Annotated in this window: 24 protein-coding genes; 9 read left to right on the top strand and 15 right to left on the bottom strand. The window is 60.6% G+C overall.

The genetic code is table 11. The annotated features are described in order from the left end of the window. Positions 1-18 precede the first annotated feature (18 nt). The 3 genes from ACIP8I_RS06290 (at position 19) to pdxH (ending at position 3,080) form a co-directional block, all read left to right on the top strand. Entirely contained in the window at positions 19-1,164 is a 1,146-nt protein-coding gene (locus tag ACIP8I_RS06290) for a serine hydrolase domain-containing protein (protein ID WP_098967554.1), read from the top strand. Between the two features lie 113 nt (positions 1,165-1,277). Continuing rightward, positions 1,278-2,408: an OmpA family protein gene (locus ACIP8I_RS06285; protein WP_400759539.1), complete on the top strand. Its 1,131-nt coding sequence runs from the start codon at positions 1,278-1,280 to the stop codon at positions 2,406-2,408. A gap of 24 nt (positions 2,409-2,432) precedes the next feature. After that, positions 2,433-3,080 (top strand): pyridoxamine 5'-phosphate oxidase, encoded by a 648-nt coding sequence (gene pdxH, locus ACIP8I_RS06280; RefSeq protein ID WP_333988327.1) that lies wholly within the window; start codon positions 2,433-2,435, stop codon positions 3,078-3,080. A 5-nt stretch (positions 3,081-3,085) separates the two neighbouring features. On the opposite strand, the gene ACIP8I_RS06275 is transcribed toward pdxH, so the two are convergent. Beyond that, positions 3,086-3,322, bottom strand: coding sequence for a hypothetical protein (locus tag ACIP8I_RS06275; RefSeq protein ID WP_400759537.1), 237 nt, complete (start codon positions 3,320-3,322; stop codon positions 3,086-3,088). A 167-nt stretch (positions 3,323-3,489) separates the two neighbouring features. Between ACIP8I_RS06275 and ACIP8I_RS06270 the strand changes: the two genes are divergently transcribed. Next, entirely contained in the window at positions 3,490-3,954 is a 465-nt protein-coding gene (locus ACIP8I_RS06270; RefSeq protein WP_007969461.1) for a glycine zipper 2TM domain-containing protein, read from the top strand. Positions 3,955-4,028: 74 nt separating this feature from the next. On the opposite strand, the gene ACIP8I_RS06265 is transcribed toward ACIP8I_RS06270, so the two are convergent. Both ACIP8I_RS06265 and ACIP8I_RS06260 read right to left on the bottom strand, forming a co-directional pair. Then, entirely contained in the window at positions 4,029-4,280 is a 252-nt protein-coding gene (locus ACIP8I_RS06265; protein WP_400759535.1) for a pyocin S6 family toxin immunity protein, read from the bottom strand. An 11-nt stretch (positions 4,281-4,291) separates the two neighbouring features. Continuing rightward, on the bottom strand, positions 4,292-5,485 hold the full coding sequence (locus ACIP8I_RS06260; protein WP_400759534.1) for an S-type pyocin domain-containing protein: 1,194 nt from the start codon (positions 5,483-5,485) through the stop codon (positions 4,292-4,294). A 337-nt stretch (positions 5,486-5,822) separates the two neighbouring features. Here ACIP8I_RS06260 and ACIP8I_RS06255 point away from each other — a divergent pair, with 337 nt between their 5' ends. Then, the gene (locus ACIP8I_RS06255; protein WP_400759532.1) at positions 5,823-6,917 is read left to right on the top strand and encodes a PLP-dependent cysteine synthase family protein; all 1,095 of its coding nucleotides are present in this window, start codon (positions 5,823-5,825) and stop codon (positions 6,915-6,917) included. A 133-nt stretch (positions 6,918-7,050) separates the two neighbouring features. Here the strand turns inward: ACIP8I_RS06255 and ACIP8I_RS06250 are convergent, their stop codons facing one another. The 3 genes from ACIP8I_RS06250 to ACIP8I_RS06240 form a co-directional block, all read right to left on the bottom strand. Further along, positions 7,051-8,664, bottom strand: coding sequence for an NAD(P)/FAD-dependent oxidoreductase (locus tag ACIP8I_RS06250; protein ID WP_400759529.1), 1,614 nt, complete (start codon positions 8,662-8,664; stop codon positions 7,051-7,053). Between the two features lie 97 nt (positions 8,665-8,761). After that, positions 8,762-9,415 carry a COG3650 family protein gene (locus ACIP8I_RS06245; RefSeq protein ID WP_400759527.1) on the bottom strand — a complete coding sequence of 218 codons (654 nt, stop codon included), beginning with the start codon at positions 9,413-9,415 and terminating at the stop codon, positions 8,762-8,764. Between the two features lie 135 nt (positions 9,416-9,550). Next, entirely contained in the window at positions 9,551-10,150 is a 600-nt protein-coding gene (locus tag ACIP8I_RS06240) for a short chain dehydrogenase (protein WP_367083498.1), read from the bottom strand. 104 nt (positions 10,151-10,254) lie between these two features. Here ACIP8I_RS06240 and ACIP8I_RS06235 point away from each other — a divergent pair, with 104 nt between their 5' ends. Continuing rightward, the gene (locus tag ACIP8I_RS06235; RefSeq protein WP_400759525.1) at positions 10,255-11,169 is read left to right on the top strand and encodes a LysR family transcriptional regulator; all 915 of its coding nucleotides are present in this window, start codon (positions 10,255-10,257) and stop codon (positions 11,167-11,169) included. A 127-nt stretch (positions 11,170-11,296) separates the two neighbouring features. Here the strand turns inward: ACIP8I_RS06235 and ACIP8I_RS06230 are convergent, their stop codons facing one another. Genes ACIP8I_RS06230 through ACIP8I_RS06215 form a run of 4 tightly spaced genes read right to left on the bottom strand, consistent with a single transcriptional unit; the run spans position 11,297 to position 13,746 of the window. Next, positions 11,297-11,773, bottom strand: a complete 477-nt coding sequence (locus ACIP8I_RS06230; RefSeq protein ID WP_400759523.1) for a DoxX family protein — start codon at positions 11,771-11,773, stop codon at positions 11,297-11,299. Continuing rightward, entirely contained in the window at positions 11,770-12,528 is a 759-nt protein-coding gene (locus tag ACIP8I_RS06225) for a DUF2063 domain-containing protein (protein ID WP_400759521.1), read from the bottom strand. The genes ACIP8I_RS06230 and ACIP8I_RS06225 overlap by 4 nt, the downstream gene beginning before the upstream one ends. After that, entirely contained in the window at positions 12,525-13,412 is an 888-nt protein-coding gene (locus ACIP8I_RS06220) for a DUF692 domain-containing protein (protein WP_400759518.1), read from the bottom strand. Before ACIP8I_RS06220 ends, ACIP8I_RS06225 begins: the two co-directional genes overlap by 4 nt. A gap of 25 nt (positions 13,413-13,437) precedes the next feature. Next, a complete protein-coding gene (locus ACIP8I_RS06215) occupies positions 13,438-13,746 on the bottom strand; it encodes a DUF2282 domain-containing protein (protein WP_007969475.1) in 309 nt (102 codons plus the stop codon). 213 nt (positions 13,747-13,959) lie between these two features. Between ACIP8I_RS06215 and ACIP8I_RS06210 the strand changes: the two genes are divergently transcribed. Both ACIP8I_RS06210 and ACIP8I_RS06205 read left to right on the top strand, forming a co-directional pair. Further along, positions 13,960-15,663, top strand: a complete 1,704-nt coding sequence (locus tag ACIP8I_RS06210; protein ID WP_400759516.1) for a DUF2599 domain-containing protein — start codon at positions 13,960-13,962, stop codon at positions 15,661-15,663. A 34-nt stretch (positions 15,664-15,697) separates the two neighbouring features. Then, positions 15,698-16,936, top strand: coding sequence for a DUF2599 domain-containing protein (locus tag ACIP8I_RS06205; protein WP_400759514.1), 1,239 nt, complete (start codon positions 15,698-15,700; stop codon positions 16,934-16,936). 75 nt (positions 16,937-17,011) lie between these two features. Here the strand turns inward: ACIP8I_RS06205 and ACIP8I_RS06200 are convergent, their stop codons facing one another. The 5 genes from ACIP8I_RS06200 to ACIP8I_RS06180 all read right to left on the bottom strand — a co-directional run bounded on the left by ACIP8I_RS06200 (position 17,012) and on the right by ACIP8I_RS06180 (position 22,012). Further along, positions 17,012-17,713, bottom strand: coding sequence for an ABC transporter ATP-binding protein (locus tag ACIP8I_RS06200; RefSeq protein WP_367083507.1), 702 nt, complete (start codon positions 17,711-17,713; stop codon positions 17,012-17,014). Further along, positions 17,714-18,481 (bottom strand): high-affinity branched-chain amino acid ABC transporter ATP-binding protein LivG, encoded by a 768-nt coding sequence (livG, locus tag ACIP8I_RS06195; RefSeq protein ID WP_007969480.1) that lies wholly within the window; start codon positions 18,479-18,481, stop codon positions 17,714-17,716. Then, entirely contained in the window at positions 18,478-19,734 is a 1,257-nt protein-coding gene (locus ACIP8I_RS06190; protein WP_007969481.1) for a high-affinity branched-chain amino acid ABC transporter permease LivM, read from the bottom strand. The genes livG and ACIP8I_RS06190 overlap by 4 nt, the downstream gene beginning before the upstream one ends. Then, positions 19,731-20,654, bottom strand: coding sequence for a high-affinity branched-chain amino acid ABC transporter permease LivH (livH, locus tag ACIP8I_RS06185; RefSeq protein ID WP_027614381.1), 924 nt, complete (start codon positions 20,652-20,654; stop codon positions 19,731-19,733). The genes ACIP8I_RS06190 and livH overlap by 4 nt, the downstream gene beginning before the upstream one ends. A gap of 230 nt (positions 20,655-20,884) precedes the next feature. Continuing rightward, the gene (locus ACIP8I_RS06180) at positions 20,885-22,012 is read right to left on the bottom strand and encodes a branched-chain amino acid ABC transporter substrate-binding protein (RefSeq protein WP_367083509.1); all 1,128 of its coding nucleotides are present in this window, start codon (positions 22,010-22,012) and stop codon (positions 20,885-20,887) included. A 351-nt stretch (positions 22,013-22,363) separates the two neighbouring features. Between ACIP8I_RS06180 and ACIP8I_RS06175 the strand changes: the two genes are divergently transcribed. Further along, a complete protein-coding gene (locus tag ACIP8I_RS06175) occupies positions 22,364-22,684 on the top strand; it encodes a DUF2288 domain-containing protein (RefSeq protein ID WP_400759511.1) in 321 nt (106 codons plus the stop codon). Positions 22,685-22,850: the final 166 nt, after the last annotated feature.

Raw genomic sequence — 22,850 nt, 5'->3', positions numbered from 1 at the left:
TTCGCGGGGGAGTTGCGGGTGCAGATTCAGGGACATTACGAGCTTCAATTCGAAGCGGTGCGCGAGGCATTCGCGGCACTGTTCGACGATCCCCAGGAACGCGGCGCAGCCCTGTGCATCAAGGTCGGCGGAGAAACCGTCCTCGACCTCTGGTCCGGTACCGCCGACAAGGACGGCACCGAGGCCTGGCACAGCGACACCATCGCCAACCTGTTTTCCTGCACCAAGACCTTTACCGCGGTCACCGCATTGCAATTGGTGGCCGAAGGCAAACTGCAACTGGATGCACCGGTTGCCCGCTACTGGCCGGAATTTGCGGCCGCCGGCAAAGAATCCGTCACCCTGCGCCAATTGCTCTGCCATCAGGCCGGTCTGCCGGCCCTGCGCGAGTTGCTGGCGCCCGCGGCCCTCTACGAATGGCAAACCATGGTCGACGCCCTCGCGGCCGAAGCGCCGTGGTGGACGCCGGGTACCGGCCATGGTTATGCCGCCATCACCTACGGCTGGCTGGTCGGCGAGTTGCTGCGTCGCGCTGACGGCCGCGGGCCGGGCGAGTCGATCGTCGCCCGTGTCGCCAAGCCGCTGGGGCTGGATTTCCACGTCGGCCTGGCGGACGAAGAATTCCACCGCGTGGCGCATATCGCACGGGGCAAGGGCAACGTCGGCGATGCTGCGGCCCAGCGCCTGTTGCAAGTGACCATGCGCGAGCCGACCGCGATGACCACCCGCGCCTTCACCAATCCGCCGTCGGTGCTTACCAGCACCAACAAACCGGAATGGCGCCGCATGCAGCAGCCGGCCGCCAACGGTCACGGCAACGCACGCAGTCTGGCCGGTTTCTACGCAGGCCTGCTCGACGGCAGCCTGCTCGAAAGCGAAATGCTCGAAGAGCTGACCCGCGAACACAGCTACGGCGAGGACAAGACCCTGCTGACCCGTACCCGTTTCGGCCTGGGCTGCATGCTCGATCAGCCGGACATGGCGAACGCCACCTACGGCCTCGGCCCACGTGCATTCGGTCATCCGGGTGCGGGTGGTTCAGTGGGGTTTGCTGATCCTGAGCACGATGTCGCGTTCGGTTTTGTGACAAATACCCTTGGGCCGTACGTCTTGATGGATCCGCGCGCGCAGCAACTGGCGCGGGTACTTGCCACTTGTCTGTAAAGCGTTACATGAGGTTCCAGGGTTGGAACCAGATCCGGTTTTTCGATTCAAAGCGTCTGTTTATCCGGGCAAAAGAGCTCTGATTTTTCATTACTTCACTTTGTGGATTTTCAATGTCATCCAAAAAAACTCTCGCCCTGGCCCTGTGTGTTGCGATCACCGGTTGCGCACAGACTCCTAAAAACGATGCGGATGGCGGCAGCTGGTGGCCGTTCGGATCCTCCGACAAAGTGGCGGCCAAAGAGCCGGCCCCGGCTCCTGCCACAGCCCCGGCGCCGCTCAAACCTGCCGCTACCGCACCGGTGGCCAAGACTGAAAGCAGCAGCCACTGGTACTGGCCGTTCGGCGGTTCCGATGACTCGACCGCCAAGGCCGATGTGAAACCCGAAGTCAAACCAGAAGCCAAACCGGCGGCAGTGGCCAAGGCCGATGCCGACACCGGCACCAAGTGGTGGTGGCCGTTTGGCGGCAAGGATCAGTCGACTGCCAAAGTGGTGCCGATGCCTGACCCGAAAGTCACCCAAGCCTGGCTGGATGACTACGAGCCACGCCTGCGTGCGGCAATCAAGGACAGCAACCTGCAACTCGAGCGCCGTGACAATGTGCTGGTGGTGATCGCGCCGGTTGAAGGCTCGTTCAACCCGAAGCGTCCGGCCATGCTGCTGCCGGTGACCCTCAGCCCGTTCACCAATGTCGCGAAAATCCTCGAAGCTGATCCGAAAACCGCAGTGCTGGTGCTCGGTCACAGCGACAACACCGGCGCCGCGCCAGCCAACGTCAAACTCAGCCAGGAGCGCGCCCAGTCTGTAGCGGCGATCTTCCGCCTGAGCGGCTTGCAGCGCGATCGCCTGATGCTGCGCGGCATGGGTGGCGATGCCCCGCGTGCCGCCAACGACAGCGCCGAAGGCCGTGCCCTGAACCGTCGCGTCGAGCTGCTGGTGACCCCGCAGAACACCATGGTTGCGCTGTTGAGCAAGTACAACATGCCGGCGCCGGCACCGACCACGATGCTTGCCGCACAGGACGTCAAGCCTGCAGCCAAACCGGTCACCCCGGCGCCGGCCGCTTCGAAGGCCGCCGTACCTGCAACCAAAAAGGCTCCGGCGAAGAAAGCCGCCGCCAAGGCACCTGCGAAGAAAGCAGCGACCAAGGCACCGGCAAAAACCCCTGCCAAGAAAACCGCTCCGGCCAAAGCGGCGGCAACTGACAAGAAAGTCGCCGCCAGCGATACTTCCAAGCAGTGATCCGCTAACGAAAAGGAATGCGCCATGACCCAGGCTCTGGCAGATATGCGTCGTGATTACACCCGGGACGGTCTGACCGAGGCGCAAGCCCCGGCCGAACCGTTTGCGCTGTTCCACCAATGGTTTGCCGACGCGGTGAAAACCGAACAGGCGCCAGTGGAAGCCAACGCCATGACCCTGGCCACGGTGGATTCGGACGGGCGGCCGCATTGCCGCATTCTGCTGCTCAAGGGCCTGGACGCGCAGGGCTTCACCTTTTTCACCAACTACGACAGCGCCAAGGGCCAGCATCTGGCAGCGAATCCTTTCGCGGCCATGACATTTTTCTGGCCAACCCTGGAGCGCCAGGTGCGTATCGAAGGGCGGGTGGTCAAAGTCACCCCGCAAGAGTCCGACGCGTATTATCAGGTGCGTCCGCTGGGCAGTCGGCTCGGCGCCTGGGCCTCACCGCAAAGCCGGGTGATCAACGGGCGTGGCGAGCTGGAAGATCTGCTCAAGGCCACCGAGCAGCGCTTCAGCGATACTCAGCCCGACTGCCCGGAACATTGGGGCGGTTATCGCCTGCTGCCCGAGCGCATCGAGTTCTGGCAGGGCCGTCCAAGTCGTCTGCACGATCGCCTGAACTACCGTCAGCAGGGTGCCAACTGGATTCTTGAACGTCTGGCGCCCTGAGCAGTCTACCGAGCGTGATAGCCTGCCGCAGCGGCCTCAAGCCACTGCGGCAGGTCCCGGCGCTTGATCTTCCGCGCGCGGGCCTCGGCCAGCCGTTCCAGCATGAAGGCGCGTTTGCCTTCATCCTTTCCTGCCAGGGACAGTGCCAGATCACGATCCATCCAGCGTTTGATCCGCACGTACAGCCACCCGTGGAAGTACAGACCGGCGACGGTGGTGACGAAAATGATCAGGTAATCCATGGAAATCCTTGGGTTTGGCCCGGCAGGTTGGGTGATTTGACGCTACTGTTGGGTGGGCAGCAGGTGCCTGTACCGGGCCTGAATAAAATCAAGTTTATCCGGGCTGTGTCGTGACAGGCGTCAAGCAGCGGGGTTTAATGAGCAAATGTACTTTTGGAGTTGATGCTATGCGTAAGTCTGTTCTGCTGGTTGCTTCCTTTTCCACGATGGCGATGTTGCTGACCGGCTGCCAGTCGAGCCTGACCGGTGACTCCTATTCCCGTGACGAAGCGCGTCGTGTGCAGACGATTCGCATGGGTACCATCGAATCCCTGCGTCCGGTGAAAATCGAAGGCACCAAGACCCCGATCGGCGGCGCTGCTGGCGCAGTGGTCGGCGGTGTCGGCGGCAGCGCCATCGGTGGCGGCAAGGGCAGCATCGTCGCGGCCGTCATCGGCGCCGTGGCCGGTGGCTTGATCGGTTCGGCCACCGAAGAAGGCCTGACCCGCACCCAAGGCGTGGAAATCACCGTGCGCGAAGACGACGGCAGCATGCGCGCCTACGTGCAACAGGTTCAGGAAAACGAAGTGTTCCGTGTCGGTGAGCGCGTGCGCATCTCCACAGTCGGTGGCACCAGCCGCGTTTCGCACTAAGCGCGAACGAGCGGTAAAAAAAAAAACCGATCAGGTGACTGGTCGGGGTTTTTTGTTTGTTTCAATTCGCTCGCTCAGTGCTGGGCACAGGTGCCCATGAAATACTCCAGCCCCTTCGGGAAGCTGACGTTCAGAAGGACTTCCAATGCACTTACTTGATCCGGGCTCAATAACAACTCCCCAGGCTCCAGTTCGTTAAGCGGCTTGGATTCAATGAGCTGTGCAACCTTTTCATTCATTTCGCTACCATTGATATCCAATTCAAACTGTAGCGAGCTGTCTTCGATTTCGTCAGGGTAAAACCCGGTTATTGAAAGGTAACGCATGTTTTAGTCCCTTAATTTCTAGAGGTTCTTCTATCCGGCTCGGCGGGCCCGGTTTGTTCACCAGTAATATGATTGAACTCACCCAAATGAGTGGTTCCCAATTTGTCGTATTTTTCTACAGCATTGCTTTTGTAATCCCATTCATAGATCCGACCTTTGCGGTCTACCCAGCGTGCTCGCCGCTTTCCTCCACCCTGAACCGATGACTTGGACTTCACTCTCACTGCATCAGGAAACGCAGGTAGCGTCTTTGGGTGGTCGTAGTAGGCATGGTCGCGAGCTCGACTGAGCACAATGTAAACCGGCTTAACCCCAGAATCCGCCGGAAACACCAGAATGAAATCCCGATACTCCGGCGGATAAACCGGGTTCACCAGAATCCCGTTCGCCGCTGTCGTCGGTGGGTACACCCAAATATGCGGTGCCTGCGGAGCGGCCTCCAGCGCGGGGATGCCGAGGATGTCGGAGCCGTCCACGGCGGGCGTCCAGATCAGTTCGATGCCTTCACCCAGGTCGGCGACGAAACGGTTACCGCGCGCGGTGAACTGCACGACATCGACCATTTCCCAATCGCGATTCCTGCCGGTGTAGAAGCCATAACCCTTGAGGCTGCCGTCGGCCTGTTGTTCGACATGTAGGCGCACGCGGGTTCGAGCCTGTTTGAGGGCGAGCAACTGGTCTTCGGTGTAGAGGGCGCTGTCGCCCAGGTTCGATGGCATTAGCAACGCCACCAGCCCGACCAAAGGGGTCACAACGGCGGCGGAAGCGATGGCGGGCAATGCCTTGAACGCCTCACCCGCAAGGGCGAAGGTGCCCAGGCCTGCCGGGATGGCAGTGCCGCTGATTTTCTTGAGTGGAACGCCGCCGCTGTCATCGGCTTCACGGCCGCCGAGCAGGACCAGATCTCCGTAATCTTTCAGGCTGTCGGTAGGCACCATCCCCGAAGGATTCGAGTAATCGATGATCGCGTCCGGCAACTTGCAGGACTTGGCGAACACGCACCCGGCGCGTACGGGATCAGGCTTTTTCGCTGCAACCTCTCGACTGCGCTCGAAAGCCTCCTGCCGCGCCAGCATGGCGTCGTAAGCGTTTTGTCGAGCTTCGCGCTCGGCCAGTTCAGTGGCCGTCATGTAGCGCCAGGTGACGTGATGACCGTCGCCCGCTGGCGGGTTGGGGACCCGGGGAATGTCCTTGTTGCGAGCCACTGAGCGTCCTTTCGTTCATCCATCGACAACCCTTCGAAAGGGCTGTGCGACGTTAACGAAGCGGACAAATGCTGGCTGTAGGACGGATCTTTGATTAAGTGCGGATTGTTCGCTATTTGTCTGGCAGGGGGGCGAGCAGGCCGCTTCAGTTCAAAGAACGGGGAGATGGGGTCTGCGCAATTACTGCAAAAGCCTGATACTTATTTGCCCCAGAACCTGGCAGTTGGTGGGTGAATTGAGCCTCAGCTGTATCTGTGAGCCTTGCCGGTTTTTTCCTATGCTGGGGGACTGAGCCTGTGACGAGGCAATTCCTGCCCGACTCAACGAGAGCATGACCATGAGCGACAACCGCCAGTGGGCCCGCGAAGCCATCCGCATCATCGAAGCGGACTTCCAGCGCAGCGCCGACACCCATCTGATCCCCTTGCCGCTGCCGGGGTTTGCAGGCATCGAGTTGTATTTCAAGGACGAGTCGAGCCATCCCACCGGCAGCCTCAAGCATCGCCTGGCGCGGTCGTTGTTCCTGTATGCGTTGTGTAACGGCTGGCTCAAGCCCGGCGCGCCGGTGATCGAGGCGTCCAGCGGTTCGACGGCGATTTCCGAAGCGTATTTCGCGCGCATGCTCGGTTTGCCGTTCATTGCGGTGATGCCGGCGACCACCTCGAAAGAGAAGATTGCGCAGATCGCCTTCTACGGTGGCCAGAGCCATCTGGTGAAGGATCCGACGCAGATTTACGCCGAATCCGAACGTCTGGCCCGCGAGCATGGCGGGCACTTCATCGACCAGTTCACCTACGCCGAGCGGGCCACCGACTGGCGGGCGAACAACAACATCGCCGAGTCGATCTTCCAGCAGATGCGTTTCGAGCAACACCCGGAACCGAGCTGGCTGATTTCCAGTCCCGGCACCGGCGGCACCACCGCGACCCTTGGCCGCTACGTGCGTTACCGCCAGCATTGCACCCGCGTGTTGTGCGCCGATGCCGAGCGCTCGGTGTTCTTCGATTTCTACCAGACCGGCGACGCCAGTCTGCGTCTGGACTGCGGTTCACGGATCGAAGGCATCGGTCGGCCACGGGTCGAGGCCTCATTCCTGCCGAAGGTGATCGATGCGATGGTCAAGGTGCCGGACGCCTTGTCGCTGGCGGCCATGCATTATCTGGCGCAGCGTCTGGGCCGGCATGTCGGCGGGTCGAGCGGCACCAATCTGATCGGCGCGCTGATGGCGGCGCAACAGATGACAGCGGCAGGGGAGTCGGGGTCGATCGTGGCGATTCTGTGCGATGGCGGCGAGCGTTATGCCGACACCTATTACGATCAAGACTGGCTAAAGGCGCAGGGCTATGAGCTGGAGGGGTTGATTGCGGCGGTGGCGGCGAGTGCCGAACGGGGTGAGCCGCTGCCAACCACAGTGCTGCGCGCGAATATCTGATACACCGAAAACCACTGTGGGAGCTGGCTTGCCAGCGATAGCGGATTGTCAGTCAACATCAATGTCGAATCTGAGTCCGTCATCGCTGGCAAGCCAGCTCCCACAGGGTTGGGCGTTTTGCAGATTTGGCTGATCAGGCTTCCAGACCGAGAATGTCGCGCGCCACGGCCTCGGCAATCCGAATCCCATCGACACCCGCCGACAGAATCCCGCCGGCATAACCTGCGCCTTCACCGGCCGGGAACAGACCTTTGACGTTCATGCTCTGCAGCGACTCGTTACGCGTAATGCGCAGCGGCGACGAGGTGCGGGTTTCGATGCCGGTCAACACCGCGTCGTGCAGCGAGTAACCGCGAATCTGCTTCTCGAATGCCGGCAAAGCTTCACGAATCGCATCGATGGCGAAGTCCGGCAGCGCCAGGGCCAGGTCGCCCAGGGCCACGCCTGGTTTGTACGACGGCTCGACTTCGCCCAGTTCGGTCGACGGGGTGCCGTTGATGAAGTCGCCGACCAGTTGCGCCGGGGCCTTGTAGTCGCTGCCGCCGAGGATGAACGCGTGGGACTCCAGGCGTTCCTGCAACTCGATACCGGCCAGCGGGCCGCCCGGGTAATCGACTTCCGGGGTGATGCCGACGACGATCCCGGAGTTGGCGTTGCGCTCGTTACGCGAGTACTGGCTCATGCCGTTGGTGACCACGCGGTTCGGTTCGGAGGTCGCCGCCACCACGGTGCCGCCCGGGCACATGCAGAAGCTGTAGACCGACCGGCCGTTCTTGGCGTGATGCACCAGTTTGTAGTCGGCAGCGCCCAGCTTCGGGTGGCCGGCATATTTACCCAGCCGCGCGCGGTCGATCAGCGATTGCGGGTGTTCGATGCGGAAACCCACCGAGAACGGCTTGGCTTCCATGAACACGCCGCGGCTGTGGAGCATGCGGAAGGTGTCGCGGGCACTGTGGCCGAGGGCCAGGACCACGTGTTTCGAATGCAGGGTTTCACCGCTGGCCAGCTCGACGCCGACCAGTTGGCCGTCTTCGATCAGCACGTCGGTGACGCGCTCCTGGAAACGCACTTCGCCGCCCAGGGCGCGGATCTCTTCACGCATGGTCTCGACCATGCCGGTCAGACGGAATGTACCGATGTGCGGCTTGCTGACGTAGAGGATTTCTTCCGGCGCGCCAGCCTTGACGAATTCGTGCAGGACTTTGCGACCGAGGAACTTCGGATCCTTGATCTGGCTGTACAGCTTGCCGTCGGAGAACGTGCCCGCGCCGCCTTCGCCGAACTGCACGTTGGACTCGGGGTTGAGCACGCTTTTACGCCACAGGCCCCAAGTGTCCTTGGTGCGCTGACGCACTTCGGTGCCGCGTTCGAGGATGATCGGCTTGAAGCCCATCTGCGCCAGCAGCAGGCCGGCGAAAATCCCGCACGGGCCGAAACCGACCACGATCGGGCGCTGGCTCAGGTCGCTCGGTGCCTTACCGACGAATTTGTAGCTGACATCCGGCGCCACGTTGACGTTACGGTCGTCGGCGAACTTTGCCAGCACCTTGGCCTCGTCGCGCACAGTGAGGTCGATGGTGTAGATGAAGCACAGTTCGGAGGACTTTTTGCGCGCATCGTAGCTGCGCTTGAACAAGGTGAAATCGAGCAAATCATCGCTGGCGATGCCCAGACGCTGCACGATGGCGGCACGCAGGTCTTCTTCGGGATGGTCGATTGGCAGCTTGAGTTCGGTGATTCGTAACATGGCGAGGATCCGGATTCGCGGGGCGCACAACTGCGCCAGGGCGTTTGAAGGCCGCGATTATAAGCCGCAAAGGCCGGATCCGGTGAGGCTAAAACGCTCAGTCGTTACGCGAACCGCCGAAATACCCGCAACCACGCTCGACCTTGCCGTCGATGCGCAGCTCGGCGCTCATGTGCTGCACGCTGCCGGTGCTGCTGTCGACGCAGCGTTGCGGCGCGACCCACAACTCGATGCGCTGATTATTGGCTTCGCTGCTGAGGTTGAAGCGGCCGTCGCCCAGTTGCTCTTCGACATACGGTACCGCCAGCGCCGGCTGGCCTTCGCGGTCGATGACCATGCCCTTGCCGCTGACTTTGACGTTCCACTCGGGACCGTGACCGGCGGCACGCAGGATCAACAGCTTGAAATTGGGGTCATCGCAGGCGGTGCCGGAACGCTCGACGCGATACAGCTGGCCGAGGTCGAGGCGGTCGCCGACAAGCTTGCCGCGCACATCGGCAAACAGTTTGCCCTGCTGATCGGCGAGGGTCGCAGCCTCTTGCAGGACGCTGGTGCCGCCGATGTCGTTGACCACGTACTGACGCTGTTCGCCACACGGCTGAAACACCAGTTTGCCGTCGGCCGCCGTCAACTGCCCCTGCATCCGGGTTTGTCCGATGTGAGACGCGCTTTCACGCGGGCCATCGAGCAATTGGCAGGCGGCGAACAATGGCAGCAGGGCAACAACGATCAACGAACGGGCAACACGCATCTTCGGCTCTCCAGACAAGTGCCGCCACGTTACGCAGGCTGACCATCAAATGCAAAAGATCGCAGCCTGCGGCGGCTCCAACATGGAGACATGCATTCCTGTGCAGGAGCTGCCGAAGGCTGCGATCTTTTGCTCTTAACCGACGTGAAAAGTCTGACCGGTTTGCAGGCCTTCGACACTTTTCGCATAGGCCAATGCCACGTCCGCCGCAGGAACCGGCTTGTAGCCACGGAAGTACGGGGCGTAACTGCCCATCGCTTCCAGCAGTACGGTCGGGCTGATCGAGTTCACCCTCAGACCGCGCGGCAGTTCAATGGCAGCGGCTTTGACGAAGCTGTCCAGCGCACCGTTGACCAGTGCCGCCGAGGCGCCGGTACGGATCGGGTCGTGGCTGAGCACGCCGGTGGTGAAGGTGAACGAGGCACCGTCGTTGGCGTATTCGCGGCCGATCAGCAGCAGGTTGACCTGGCCCATCAGCTTGTCTTTCAGGCCCAGGGCAAAGCTGTCAGCGTTCATCTCGCCGAGTGGGGCGAAGGTCACGTTACCGGCGGCGCAGATCAGCGCGTCGAACTTGCCGGTCTGCTCGAACAGCTTGCGAATCGATGCGCTGTCGCTGATGTCCACCTGGAAGTCGCCGCTGCTGCGACCGATGCGAATCACGTCGTGACGCTGGCTCAGCTCTTTATCCACGGCCGAACCGATGGTGCCAGCGGCACCGATCAACAGAATCTTCATGGGACTGTTCCTCAATGAGTTGAATGAGGTTTCAGTCTAGAGTGGTTTTTTCTATGGATAAGCGCACTAATAGGCAACCTTTGGTTTTCAAATGGAAACAATCCATGAGCGAAATGGATGATCTGGCGGCGTTCGCGGTGTTGATCGAGGCCGGCAGTTTTACCCTGGCGGCGCAGCAACTGGGTTGCAGCAAGGGCCAGTTGTCCAAGCGCATCAGCCAATTGGAAGCGCAGTTTTCCGTGGTGCTGCTGCAACGCACGACGCGCCGTTTGAGCCTGACAGCGGCGGGCGCCGCATTGTTGCCGCAAGCCCAGGCGCTGGTGGTGCAGGTGGAGCGAGCACGTCAGGCGCTGGCGCGTTTGAAAGACGACATGGCCGGGCCGGTGCGGATGACAGTGCCCGTGTCACTGGGCGAAACGTTTTTCGATGGCTTGCTGCTGGAGTTCTCGCACAAGTATCCCGAAGTACAGATCGAGCTGGAACTGAACAACAACTATCGCGACCTGTCACGCGATGGGTTCGACCTGGCGATTCGCAGCGACGTGGCCAATGATGAGCGCCTGGTGGCCAAACCCTTGCTGGCGTGGCAGGAAATGACCTGCGCCAGCCCGACGTACCTTGAACAGTTCGGCGAACCCCGAACCCCGCAGGATCTGGTCGAACACCGTTGCCTGCTCAACAGTCACTACAGTGGCCGTGAAGAGTGGCTGTATCACCAACAGCACGAACTGCTCAGGGTGCCGGTGTCGGGACCGTTCGCCAGCAACCATTACAACCTGCTGAAAAAGGCCGCGCTGGCCGGCGCCGGTATCGCACGGTTACCGTCGTATCTGCTGCAAACGGAACTGGCTGACGGCCGGTTGCGCTGGCTGCTGCGCGATTTTCAGACACGACGGATGCCGATGTATCTGGTGCACCCGTATCAGGGTGGATTGCCCAAGCGCACGCAGGTGTTGGCGGATTATCTGATTGGCTGGTTCAAGCGCAGTGGTGAGGCGCTGGATCGGCTGGCGCATTGACCACGATGTCCGTGATGTCTGTGATGCCTGTGATACCCGTGTAGGAGCTGCCGAAGGCTGCGATCTTTTGATCTTGAAAATCAAAAGATCGCAGCCTTCGGCAGCTCCTACAGGGACATCAGGGACATCAGCGGTTCCAGTACCTGGCGATCAGGTGATCAATCGACAATCTGCCCGGCCCGGTCGTCATCAGGTACAGCAACACCGCCGCCCAGGTGCCGTGGGTCGGATAGGCATCGGGGTAGACGAACACCTCGATCACCAGCGTCATGCCCAGCAGCGCCAGCGCCGAGAACCTCGTGGCGAAGCCGATTAATATCAGCACCGGAAAAAAGTGTTCGGCAAACGCCGCCAGGTGCGCGGCGATTTCCGGTGACAGCAGCGGCACGTGGTATTCGCTCTGGAACAACGGAATCGTCGAGTCCGCCAAGCGTGGCCAGCCAACTTGAACGGTGCCGTCGATCAAGTCGATGGCCAGCCCCTCGACCTTGGTCTGCCCGGACTTCCAGAACACCGCGGCAATCGAAAATCGGGCGATGAAGGCGATCAGGCTGTGGGGAATTTTTTCCATGATTCCGATGGCGCGGGTGATGAGGTTGTTCATGGCGATACCTTGGTGTTCAGGTCGGTGATGGCGTTGTGGCCGATCAGCAGGGCGAGGGTCTGCGGCAGATCGAAGGGCGGGCTGTCTTGGGCCGCTTGCAGCAGCGATCGGTGATGGAGCAGATGGCGGATGAACACGCTGGCGCCGTGATCGAGGGCAAAGACCTCGACCTCCAGACCGTTGCGCAGGACCAGTGCGTGTTGCCCTTGATGGATGTCGATGCCCGCGAGTGTGACGTTCTGCTGATGCGCCGCCCAGATCGAAACCACCGCGTAAGCCGAATCGAGCAGGTGCAGCGAGGGATGCAGGGTGATGTTCAGTTCGGCGAGTGTTTGTGGATCGGCCAGTGCAGCACTGATCTGTTGCGCACTCACCGTCGCGGCATCGGCGGCGTGATAAGCGCGGGTGCGCAAGCGTTCGAGCCGTGCGACATCGGCCAGATACGGTACCTCGGCCGCCGGTTCGAATGCGTCAATGAAGTCCGCCAGACCGTCGCCGTAACGGCTCATCAACGGACTGTGCGGTGGCTGTTGCTGGATGAAAATGCTCGCCATGCCGCGAAAGAATTCCTCGCCGACCAACTGCTGCACCACCGGATAACTGTCGGCCAGCGCGTTGATCAACGAGCCTTGCACATTATTGCGATACACCGAGAATCGGCTGGCGGGATCGGCACCGTTGGCGCTGCACAGGCCGCCGGGGCAGGGCAGGCGAGTGTCGAGCAGGGCGGCAGCGAAATCGGCTTGAATGCTCATGGCTGACCCCCTGCACGCAGCAACAATGCTTCGGCCTGCTGCGCTTCGGCCAGCAGCACATTGAACGCCGGGACCTGATTGTCCCGCTCGATCAAGGTTGCCACCGGGCCAACGCGTTCAAGCGCCTGACGGTATAGCGCCCAGACCGCGTCATCAATCGGCGCGCCGTGATCATCGATCAGCAAGCGGTCGCCGAGGCTGTCGGCATCCTCGGCGAACCCGGCCAGATGAATCTCGCCAACCGCGTGCAACGGCAGCGCGTCGAGGTAGGCCAGTGGATCGCGCTGATGATTGACGCACGAGACGTAGACATTGTTGACGTCCAGCAGCAGACCGCAGCCGCTGCGGCGAACCACCTCGGCGATGAACGCCGGTTCATCGATGGTTGAGCGTTCGAAGCCGAGATAGGTCGCCGGATTTTCCAGCAGCATCGGACGCTTGAGGGTGTTCTGCACTTGATCGATGTGTTCGCAGACGCGGTTCAGGGTCGGCGCGTCATACGCCAGCGGCAGCAGGTCATTGAGGAACACCGGGCCGTGGCTCGACCAGGCCAGGTGTTCGGAAAAGGCTTGCGGTTGATAGCGCTCGATCAGCGTTTTCAAACGTTGCAGGTGCTGAACATCCAGTGGCCCTTCGGCCCCGATGGACAGCCCGACACCGTGCAGCGACAGCGGATACTGCTCGCGGATCAACCCGAGGAAATGATGAAATGGACCGCCGTCGACCATGTAGTTTTCGGCGTGGACTTCGAAGAAACCGAGGTCCGGTCGGGTGCCGAGCACTTCACGCAAGTGCCCGGTCTTGAGCCCCAGCCCGGCGCGGGGCGGGAGCCCGCAAAGGGCTGCCCGAGTGCGCGGTGGGACAGGTTCGCTGGTTGAGAACATGAGCGTCACTCGGGCAGGCAATGGATCAGGACTTGGCTTTGAAGGCTTCCATCTGACCGAAACCGGTCGGCGAGGTCTTGCTCTCGGTGGTGGTGCAGGTGCCTTTTGGCACGAACTTCCAAGAGTTGGCCTGGTAGTCCATCTTCGCTGTGCCGGCACAGGTAGTGCCCGCGCCTGCGGCGCAATCGTTGTGACCCTTCATGGCCACGCCGAAGCATTTTTCCATGTTGCTGTTATCGGCGGCATTGGCGCTGGAAACGGCGGTCATGCTCAGGGCGGAACCAAGAGCCAGAACCAGTGCAGCGGCGGACAGGGTGCGAGTGGTAGCAGTCATGATGTTTCTCCAGATTTGAGCTTGGGTTTTACAAGCGAAGTGCGCTTGCTTACCCCACTAGAGAAGGCTCATGGCGATGCGTTACAGCGCAGGCGAAATTTTTCAGAAAAAAATGCAAAACCCTGCGGCAGCTCCTACAGGGATTTCTTCGGTTCCGCGTCTATAGTCATTGCAACGGCCCTGTCACAGGCCGATTTACCAGGACGGTATCTCATGACGAAGGATCGCTCAGCCCGCGCTGCGCTATTGCGCACGACTTCCTCTTTTACGCTCGCCTGCACGCTGCCCTTGTTGTTCAGTACGGTTTGCGCGCAGACGCAAGGTGATCCGCTGGACACGCTCAAGCGCATCAACCACAACTACAACACCCTCAAGGACGCTTGCCAGGAACCCGATACCGGTGCTGCGCGAGGGCTGTATTACTGCAGCGGCGTGACCTTGCGCATGGTCAATGATGGGCCGTTCAATCCGTGGGATTACAGCCCCTACGCGATCAGGATCGGCGCCACTTCCTACTCGTGGATTCGCAAGGATCTGAGCACGCGGATTCTGATTCACCCCGCCGGTTTCATCCTGCGCACGCCCACCGATGCGGCAGCGTTGAAGCTGCCGGTCAAGGAGCAAGGCTTCACCTGCATCTACGCGTTCGATGGCGGCACCGGACCGGAGCGCAAGTGGTACGGCTGCGGTTTCTTCGACAGCCGCGAACCACCGCGCACGGCCCAGGGCACGATGAACAATCGCAATGCCACGCTGGCCTACGGGACTCGCGCCGAGGCCGGTGTCACCACCGCCGAACAGTGGACAAAGAAATACACCGGGCTGATGAAGGGGCCGATCCAGTACGGCCAGTGTTCGTGGAACGCGGAAAAGCCCAGTGACTGGCAGGCGATGATCCGCGTGCACGAGTCGCGCCCGAACACCACCAACAAAGACCCCTTTGCCTTCAGCGCCCAGGTCAACGAGTTCATGTTGAAGAACGCCACCGCGACCAATGACGGCAGCGAGAACATGAAGTACATCGATGCCTTCATCTACAACGTCAACAGCACGCAGAACTTCGCCACCCGCGGTGATCAGGCGCCGCCGAAACCGGAGAACGGCCTCAACAGTGCGCGCAATTTCCAGAAGAAACTCCAGGCCCGGGGCTACAGCGTGCCGATCCTGCGGCTGGACTTCACCAAACCTGCCGAGCAGCGTTTCAGCTATGTCGCTGCCGATCAGGCGATCGCCGAAATGGTGGTGGGTGGCGCCCCGGCGCCCAGATACATTGCTGATGCCGTGTGGATCGAGCGTTACGACCCGGGCAGCAAGAAAAACGAATGGTCGCTCAAGGTCACACCGACGGCCGAGGGCAAGGCGATACAGGCCAGCAATCAGGACGCCGTTTATCAGGAGTTGTCAGCCCTGCGTGGGGCCGACAGCCAGTGGCGCGATCACGAGAAATCAGCGGGCAGCATGCGTCAGCAATTGAGCTGTCTGGTACAGAACTACCCAGCCAAGACCGAGTGGAATCTGGAACCGTTCCGCCCCGTGGTCAGCCCGCAGGAAGCGGCTAAGGCCGGCTGCAATCCGGTGGCAGCCCCGGCGCCGCAATACATCGCTTCGGCCGACTGGATCAAGCGTTACGACCCCGGCACCCGCAAGGATGAATGGAGCCTGAGCATCGTGCCCACTGCGGCGGGGCGCGCCTTGCCCAATGACCAGCTCGGCGCCTTGTACGAGCAGTTGTTCGCGCTCAAGGGCGCGGACAGCAATTGGCGCGACAACGAAACGGCGGCCGGCAGCATGCGCCAGCAATTGGGCTGCGTGCTGGCCAACTATCGCAACAAGACGCCATGGAATCTCGAGCCGTTCCGGCCGGCGCTATCGGATGCCGAGACCCGGGCCGCCGGTTGCAACCCGGTTCCGCGTTAAGTGTGTATGTTGGCTAATCAAGGAGATGCAAGCCATGAACAAACGTCTGAACAGGATCGCCCCGTTGCTCGTGTTGCCGCTGTTGGTGCATGCGACATGGGCCAACGCCGAGTCATGCGACGAGACGCTGAGGAAGGTTGAAAAGCTCTACAACAACACCGTCGACAGTTGCGGTCAGGACCCCGCGTCTGACTGCTCGGGGCTGCTGGTGCGCGGCACGCACCGGGCCGATCCGGCCAAGGGGCAAAAGTGGGACGTCTGGAACCCCAGCCCGAAAGCCGTGGAGCTGGGCACGTTTGCCGCCTCGTTCATGCGCGCTGACGGCATCAGTTATGAAGATCCCGGCATGAGCACGCAGAACGGCTACTTGATTACGCCCCGGGATCTGGTGAAAGACCCCGAGACGCCGGTGCATGTCTATTGCGCGTTTCCCAACGATGCCTGGACCGACTTTCGCAATGATCGCGGATGCGGTGACAACAAGAATACCGCCCCGACCGAAGCGGTCTGTCAGGCCATGAAACCACCGATCACCACGCCGAACGCCTGGGTCGCGCACTTCACCCAGTACAACAACAATCGTCAGCAGGACCAGTTGCAGTGCGGCTTCAACATGCGCAATCCGATGAGCAGCAAGGAAAGGGTCGACGCCTTTCGCAACTTCATGGGCGCGCGCAAAGTCATCAACAGCCGTGAGTTTCAGACCCAGACCGAGCTGCGCCTGGGCAATCCGAAAACCGATGAACTGCCGATTCTGGCGTTCTTCTACAGCGATCAGCGTGGTCTGAACGACGCGTTGGCCAACCAAAAGGACTACAAGGCCAAGACCGGCAAGGATCGCAACATCATCAAGATCGACTTCCCGAAAACCCCGGTGGCCAAGGCCACATTCTCCTGCATCCAGACTTCGACGCCGACCGCGCCAAAATTCTGCGACAAGTACATCGAGTCCAGCACCTGGGTACAACGTCCCGATCCGAAACTGGGGCCGAACACCTGGTCGCTTTCGGTGGTACCGACCGCGTGTGGTCGGGCGATCAAGGACGACCAGACCGACCGGATGTTTGCCGAGCTGTACAACAAGCACAAGGACGATCCGCAATGGCGCGAGTACAGCGTCAATGGCGGTTCGTTGCGGCGGCAGATGGTTTGCCATCTGGCGGCAACCTACGAGGGCAAGCCAGTACGCAACAAGCCTGAGTGGAACCTTGAACCGGCGCGTCCGTATGTCGATCAGGCCACCGCCGTAGCCCAACACTGCAACCCGTACTGACGGCAGCTCCTACAGGGCATGTGTGAGGTGTAAAAAAAAACGGCCCGAAGGCCGTTTTTTATTGGGCGAAAAGCATCAACCGCCGAGGTACGCCTCGCGCACTTTCGGGTCGGTCAGCAGTGCTTCACCGGTGCCTTGCATGACCACGCGGCCGTTCTCCAGAACGTACGCACGGTCAGCGATTTTCAGCGCCTGGTTGGCGTTCTGCTCGACCAGGAACACCGTTACACCGTCCCTGCGCAGCTGTTCGATGATGTCGAAAATCTGCTGGATGATGATCGGTGCCAGGCCCAGCGACGGCTCGTCGAGCAGCAGCAGTTTCGGCTTGCTCATCAGCGCGCGGCCGATGGCGAGCATCTGCTGTTCGCCGCCGGACATGGTGCCGCCGCGTTGGTTGAAGCGTTCTTTCAGGCGCGGGAACAGGCCGAGGACCTTGTCCATCTGCTCCTGATAGTCGCCCTTGTCGGTGAAGAAACCGCCCATGGACAGGTTCTCTTCAACGGTTAGACGGGCAAACACCCGACGACCTTCCGGCACCACCGCGATGCTCTTGCGCATGATCTGCGACGAGTCCTGGCCGACCAGTTCCTCACCCATGTAGCGGATGCTGCCGCTGTGCGCCTGCGGTGAACCGCAGAGCGTCATCAGCAACGTGGACTTGCCGGCACCGTTGGCACCGATCAGGGTCACGATCTCGCCCTGACGGACTTCGACGTTGACGCTGTGCAGGGCCTGGATCTTGCCGTAGAAGGTGGAAACGTTTTCGAACTGCAGCATTTACGCTTCCCCCAGGTAGGCTTTGATCACTTCAGGATTGTCGCGGATCTGTTCCGGCGTGCCATCGGCCAGCGGCGTGCCCTGGTTGATCACGACGATGTGGTCGGAAATGCTCATGACCAGTTTCATGTCGTGTTCGATCAGCAGCACGGTGACGTTGTGCTCTTCACGCAGCACGCTGATCAGCGCCTTGAGGTCTTCGGTTTCCTTCGGGTTCAGACCGGCGGCCGGTTCGTCGAGCATGAGGATCCGCGGGCGGGTCATCATGCAGCGGGCGATTTCCAGACGGCGTTGCTGACCGTAGGCCAGGGTGCCGGCAGTACGGTTGGCGAACTCTTTCAGGTTGACCTTTTCCAGCCAGTATTCGGCATATTCCATGGCCTCGCGTTCGCTCTTGCGGAACGCCGGGGTCTTGAACAGGCCGGACAGGAAGTTGGTGTTCAGGTGACGGTGCTGGGCGATCAACAGGTTCTCGACCGCCGTCATGTCCTTGAACAACCGCACGTTCTGGAAGGTGCGCACCACGCCCTTGAGGGCGATCTTGTGCCCCGGCAGGCCCTGGATCGGTTCGCCGTCGAGCAGGATGCTGCCGCCCGATGGCTGGTAGAAACCGGTCAGGCAGTTGAACACGGTGGTCTTGCCCGCGCCGTTCGGCCCGATCAGCGCCACCACTTGTTTTTCCTTGACGGTCAGGGCCACGCCATTGACCGCGAGCAAGCCGCCGAAGCGCATGCTCAGGTTTTCGACCTTAAGAATCTCGCGGCTCATTTTCGCAACTCCATGTGTGGGCGTTGCATCGGCAGCAGACCTTGTGGACGCCAGATCATCATCAACACCATCAGCGCACCGAACATCAACATCCGGTATTCGCTGAACTCACGCATCATTTCCGGCAACAGGATCATCACCACGGCCGCGAGAATCACGCCCAGCTGCGAGCCCATGCCACCCAGCACGACGATGGCGAGGATGATCGCCGACTCGATGAAGGTGAACGATTCCGGCGTCACCAGACCCTGACGGGCGGCGAAGAAGCTCCCGGCGAAACCGGCGAAGCTCGCACCCAGGGTGAACGCCGACAGCTTGATGATCGTCGGATTCAGGCCCAGTGCACGGCAGGCGATTTCGTCTTCACGCAGCGCTTCCCACGCACGGCCGATCGGCATGCGCAGCAGGCGGTTGATGATGAACAGCGCCGCCAGCGCCAGCAACAGGGCAACCAGGTAGAGGAAGATCACCTTGTTGATCGAGTTGTATTCGAGGCCGAAATATTCGTGGAAGGTTTGCATGCCTTCCGCCGCTTTGCGTTCGAAGGTCAGACCGAAGAACGTCGGCTTCTCGATGTTGCTGATGCCGTTCGGGCCACCGGTGATGTCGGTCAGGTTACGCAGGAACAGACGAATGATTTCGCCGAAACCGAGGGTCACGATCGCCAGATAGTCACCGCGCAGACGCAACACCGGGAAGCCCAGCAGGAAGCCGAACGTCGCTGCCATCAGGCCGGCAATCGGCAGGCAGATCCAGAAGCTCAGGCCATAGTAGTGCGACAGTAGCGCGTAGCTGTAGGCGCCGACGGCGTAGAAGCCGACGTAACCCAGGTCAAGCAGACCGGCCAGACCGACGACGATGTTCAGGCCAAGGCCGAGCATCACGTAGATCAGGATCAGCGTGGCGATGTCCACCGCGCCACGGGAGCCGAAGAACGGCCACACCAGTGCACCGAGGATCAGCGCAATGATGATGTAGCGTTGCGTGGTCGGCAGGGTCAGGAAGTTGCTGGCCTTGGCCGGGATCAACGGCAGGCCCGGTGAGGATTTCCACGCCTTGCTGATCTGCTGGTTGAACAGCACCCGCAGGAACATCAGCACCGAGCACACGGCGATGGTCGCCAGAATGGCCGGGCTGGTGCCGTGCACTTCAAGGTTGATGCCGACGATGGTCAGTTTCAGACCGAGTACCGGGTAGGCCACGGCCCACACCAGCAAGGCACTGAACAGTGCCTGTTTAAGATTCCTAGTCATACTTTCTCAACCTCCGGACGGCCCAGAATGCCGGTCGGACGGAACAACAGCACCAGAACCAACAAGCCGAAAGCCACGACGTCCTTGTACTGGTCGCCGAAGATATCGGCGCCAAAGGCTTCCGCCACCCCGAGCACCAGCCCGCCGAGCATTGCGCCGGGGATGCTGCCGATTCCGCCGAGTACCGCAGCGGTGAAGGCCTTGAGGCCGACGAGGAAACCGGCGTTGGGGTTGATCACGCCGTACTGCATGCTCAGCAGCACAGCGGCGACGGCTGCCAGCGCAGCACCGATGACGAAGGTCAGGGCGATGATGTTGTTGGTGTTGATGCCCAGCAGGTTGGCCATCTTTATGTCTTCGGCGCAGGCGCGGCAGGCGCGACCCAGGCGAGAACGGGAGATGAACAGCGTGAGGCCGAGCATGGCGACCAGAGTCACCACGAACACCACGATTTGCATGTAGGAAATCAGCACTTCATGTGCGCCACCTGGCCCGATGGAGAAGTTGCCGGGGATCAGGTTGGGGATGGATTTGTCCTTGGAGTCTTGCGCGAGCAGAACCGTGTTCTGCAGGAAGATCGACATACCGATCGCGGAAATCAGCGGGATCAGACGGTTGCTGCCGCGCAGGGGGCGGTAGGCGATCCGTTCGATGCTGTAACCGTAGGAACTGGTGACGACGATGCTCGCGATGAACGCGGCAGTCATCAACAGCGGCACGTTGTCGATTCCCATCATGGCCAGCCCGGCGATGGCGATGAACGCCACGTAGGAACCGATCATGTACACCTCGCCGTGGGCGAAGTTGATCATTCCAATGATGCCGTAAACCATCGTATAGCCGATGGCGATCAGGGCATACGTGCTGCCAATGGTCAGGCCATTAACCAGCTGTTGGAAGAAGTGATAGATGTCAGGCATTACAACGCTCCTAAAAACCTGATACGCATTTCACTGGTGGAGTCATTTTCCCGCCCGGCCCCGTGGATCTTTATCCACTTCGAATCCGGGTTTTGCCAGCGAACCGCTGATGACGGTTTTGAGATTTTCAGGTGGGGAGACTGGCGGATCACGCCAGCGCGGCCCATACATTCGTAAAACAAAGCCCACGGCACGCCGTGGGCTTTATTGGCAGTCAGTCAGGGCGCGCCTTACTGAGGCGAAACTTCAGTTTTAGGTTTGCCGAAGTGCCACTCGTAAACCACGAATTTGAAGTCCTTCAGGTCGCCCTTGGCGTCGAAGCTCAGGTCGCCGGTAGGGGTCTTGAAGGTGCCGGCATGAATGGCTTCGGCCACTTTGGCAGGGTCTTCGGATTTGGCAGCGGCGATACCGCCGGCAATCACTTCAACCGCCGAGTAGGAAGGGAACACGAACGGGCCGCTCGGGTCTTCTTTCTTCGCCTTGAATGCATCAGCCAGGGCGACGTTGGCCGGATCCTGGTCGAAGGATTTCGGCAGGGTCACCAGCAGGCCTTCGGAAGCGTCCTTGGCGATCTGCGAAATGGAGTCGTTACCCACGCCTTCCGGACCCATGAACTTGGCTTTCAGGCCTTTTTCCTGGGATTGACGCAGGATCAGACCCAGCTCCGGGTGGTAGCCGCCGTAGTAGACGAAGTCGACGTTGGCTTGCTTGAGCTTGGAGATGATCGAGGAGAAGTCCTTGTCGCCGGCGTTGACGCCTTCGAACACGGCGACTTTCACGCCTTTCTTCTCCAGAGTCGCCTTGACTGCGGTAGCGATGCCTTCACCGTATTGCTGCTTGTCGTGCAGGACGGCAACGATTTTCGGCTTCACGTGGTCGGCGATGTAGTTACCGGCGGCAGGGCCCTGGGCGCTGTCCAGACCGATGGTGCGGAAGACCATTTTGTAACCACGGGCGGTGATGTCCGGGCTGGTGGCAGCCGGGGTGATCATCACGACGCCTTCGTCTTCGTAAATGTCCGAAGCAGGCTGGGTGGAGCTGGAGCACAGGTGACCGACCACGAACTTGACGCCGTCGTTGACGACCTTGTTCGCAACCGCTACCGCTTGTTTCGGATCGCACGCGTCATCGTATTCAACGGCTTCGAGTTTCTTGCCGTCGACGCCGCCCTTGGCGTTGATCTGCTCGATGGCCATTTTCGCGCCACTGAACTGCATGTCGCCGTATTGGGCTACCGGGCCGGTTTTAGGGCCGGCAATACCGATCTTGATGGTGTCAGCGGCGAACGAATGGCTGGCAACCCCGGCCAGAACCATAGCGGCAAACAGTTTGGAAATCTGCTTAGTAGCCTTAGTCATAGTGCTCCACTCTTACTGTTGTAATTTTTTTGAGTTCTGGCGCCGTAGCAGCAGAACCGGGTCAGATATCTTTGCGATACCCTCCGGAAACGCCCCCGGCAACTGTACCGGTACAGTGTAGAGCGCCGGTTGTTGGCCTGGGAAGCGGGCGCCGAGGGGCAAAACTTGGGGGTGTCGCATTTTTGAATGAAAAAGACAGAATTGCGGCGGGGCATTCGTGGGCATATATCCCAATCACCAGCATTCCTTGGCGTTCCTGCTCTTTTCGTTCGGTGAAGCCATTTGCAACCGGGTTTTTCTGCCGGACCACCGACGTTATCATTCGCGTCGATTTCTTTTCCGGACAGTCCCATGAATCAAGAACCTAGCACCCTCTATGCCAAGCTGCTTGGTGAAACCGCATCTATTACCTGGAAAGAGCTGGAGCCGTTCTTCGCCAAGGGTGCCCTATTGTGGGTCGACCCGGCCCTGGATTTGATCGCCGCCGCCGAGGCCGTGGCCGCGGACGATGGCGAGAAAGTCGCCGCCTGGCTGGCCGAAGACAAAGTCGCCAAGCTGTCTGAAACGCGGGCGCTGGATATTTTCGAGCGTGATCCGCAGCTGTGGGCGGTGGTGGTGAGTCCGTGGATTCTGATCCAGGAAAGGGCGGGCAATTCCAACGTTGCACCTTGATGGTGCGAATGGTTGACCGCGAAAAGTGTGTAGCCGAGTAGCGTGATGGCACGTTGCCGTAGAGAAAGGCCACAAGCGTGGGTGGCCTCACGGTGACGTAAACGTAACGGGAACAGTTTATTGAGCAGCCTGAGGGCTGCTTAATTGTTTCTGGATGTTGGTTTGA

Origin of the sequence: Pseudomonas sp. NPDC088414, assembly GCF_044753325.1 — a bacterium.
In the GTDB taxonomy this organism is placed as follows: domain Bacteria; phylum Pseudomonadota; class Gammaproteobacteria; order Pseudomonadales; family Pseudomonadaceae; genus Aquipseudomonas.
The sequence above is the reverse complement of the archived record's forward strand: the minus strand, read 5'-3'. Positions and strand labels throughout refer to the sequence as shown.

What these genes read in the sequence shown, in the direction of transcription:
- ACIP8I_RS06200 (WP_367083507.1), bottom strand. Translation starts at nt 17,713, where the DNA reads ATGCTGCAGTTCGAAAACGTTTCCACCTTCTACGGCAAGATCCAGGCC.
- livH (WP_027614381.1), bottom strand. Translation starts at nt 20,654, where the DNA reads ATGCCTGACATCTATCACTTCTTCCAACAGCTGGTTAATGGCCTGACC.
- ACIP8I_RS06285 (WP_400759539.1), top strand. Translation starts at nt 1,278, where the DNA reads ATGTCATCCAAAAAAACTCTCGCCCTGGCCCTGTGTGTTGCGATCACC.
- ACIP8I_RS06180 (WP_367083509.1), bottom strand. Translation starts at nt 22,012, where the DNA reads ATGACTAAGGCTACTAAGCAGATTTCCAAACTGTTTGCCGCTATGGTT.
- ACIP8I_RS06230 (WP_400759523.1), bottom strand. Translation starts at nt 11,773, where the DNA reads ATGAACAACCTCATCACCCGCGCCATCGGAATCATGGAAAAAATTCCC.
- ACIP8I_RS06255 (WP_400759532.1), top strand. Translation starts at nt 5,823, where the DNA reads ATGAGCGACAACCGCCAGTGGGCCCGCGAAGCCATCCGCATCATCGAA.
- ACIP8I_RS06205 (WP_400759514.1), top strand. Translation starts at nt 15,698, where the DNA reads ATGAACAAACGTCTGAACAGGATCGCCCCGTTGCTCGTGTTGCCGCTG.
- ACIP8I_RS06245 (WP_400759527.1), bottom strand. Translation starts at nt 9,415, where the DNA reads ATGCGTGTTGCCCGTTCGTTGATCGTTGTTGCCCTGCTGCCATTGTTC.
- ACIP8I_RS06190 (WP_007969481.1), bottom strand. Translation starts at nt 19,734, where the DNA reads ATGACTAGGAATCTTAAACAGGCACTGTTCAGTGCCTTGCTGGTGTGG.
- ACIP8I_RS06270 (WP_007969461.1), top strand. Translation starts at nt 3,490, where the DNA reads ATGCGTAAGTCTGTTCTGCTGGTTGCTTCCTTTTCCACGATGGCGATG.
- ACIP8I_RS06220 (WP_400759518.1), bottom strand. Translation starts at nt 13,412, where the DNA reads ATGTTCTCAACCAGCGAACCTGTCCCACCGCGCACTCGGGCAGCCCTT.
- ACIP8I_RS06250 (WP_400759529.1), bottom strand. Translation starts at nt 8,664, where the DNA reads ATGTTACGAATCACCGAACTCAAGCTGCCAATCGACCATCCCGAAGAA.
- ACIP8I_RS06265 (WP_400759535.1), bottom strand. Translation starts at nt 4,280, where the DNA reads ATGCGTTACCTTTCAATAACCGGGTTTTACCCTGACGAAATCGAAGAC.
- ACIP8I_RS06235 (WP_400759525.1), top strand. Translation starts at nt 10,255, where the DNA reads ATGAGCGAAATGGATGATCTGGCGGCGTTCGCGGTGTTGATCGAGGCC.
- ACIP8I_RS06225 (WP_400759521.1), bottom strand. Translation starts at nt 12,528, where the DNA reads ATGAGCATTCAAGCCGATTTCGCTGCCGCCCTGCTCGACACTCGCCTG.
- livG (WP_007969480.1), bottom strand. Translation starts at nt 18,481, where the DNA reads ATGAGCCGCGAGATTCTTAAGGTCGAAAACCTGAGCATGCGCTTCGGC.
- ACIP8I_RS06175 (WP_400759511.1), top strand. Translation starts at nt 22,364, where the DNA reads ATGAATCAAGAACCTAGCACCCTCTATGCCAAGCTGCTTGGTGAAACC.
- ACIP8I_RS06215 (WP_007969475.1), bottom strand. Translation starts at nt 13,746, where the DNA reads ATGACTGCTACCACTCGCACCCTGTCCGCCGCTGCACTGGTTCTGGCT.
- ACIP8I_RS06240 (WP_367083498.1), bottom strand. Translation starts at nt 10,150, where the DNA reads ATGAAGATTCTGTTGATCGGTGCCGCTGGCACCATCGGTTCGGCCGTG.
- ACIP8I_RS06275 (WP_400759537.1), bottom strand. Translation starts at nt 3,322, where the DNA reads ATGGATTACCTGATCATTTTCGTCACCACCGTCGCCGGTCTGTACTTC.
- pdxH (WP_333988327.1), top strand. Translation starts at nt 2,433, where the DNA reads ATGACCCAGGCTCTGGCAGATATGCGTCGTGATTACACCCGGGACGGT.
- ACIP8I_RS06210 (WP_400759516.1), top strand. Translation starts at nt 13,960, where the DNA reads ATGACGAAGGATCGCTCAGCCCGCGCTGCGCTATTGCGCACGACTTCC.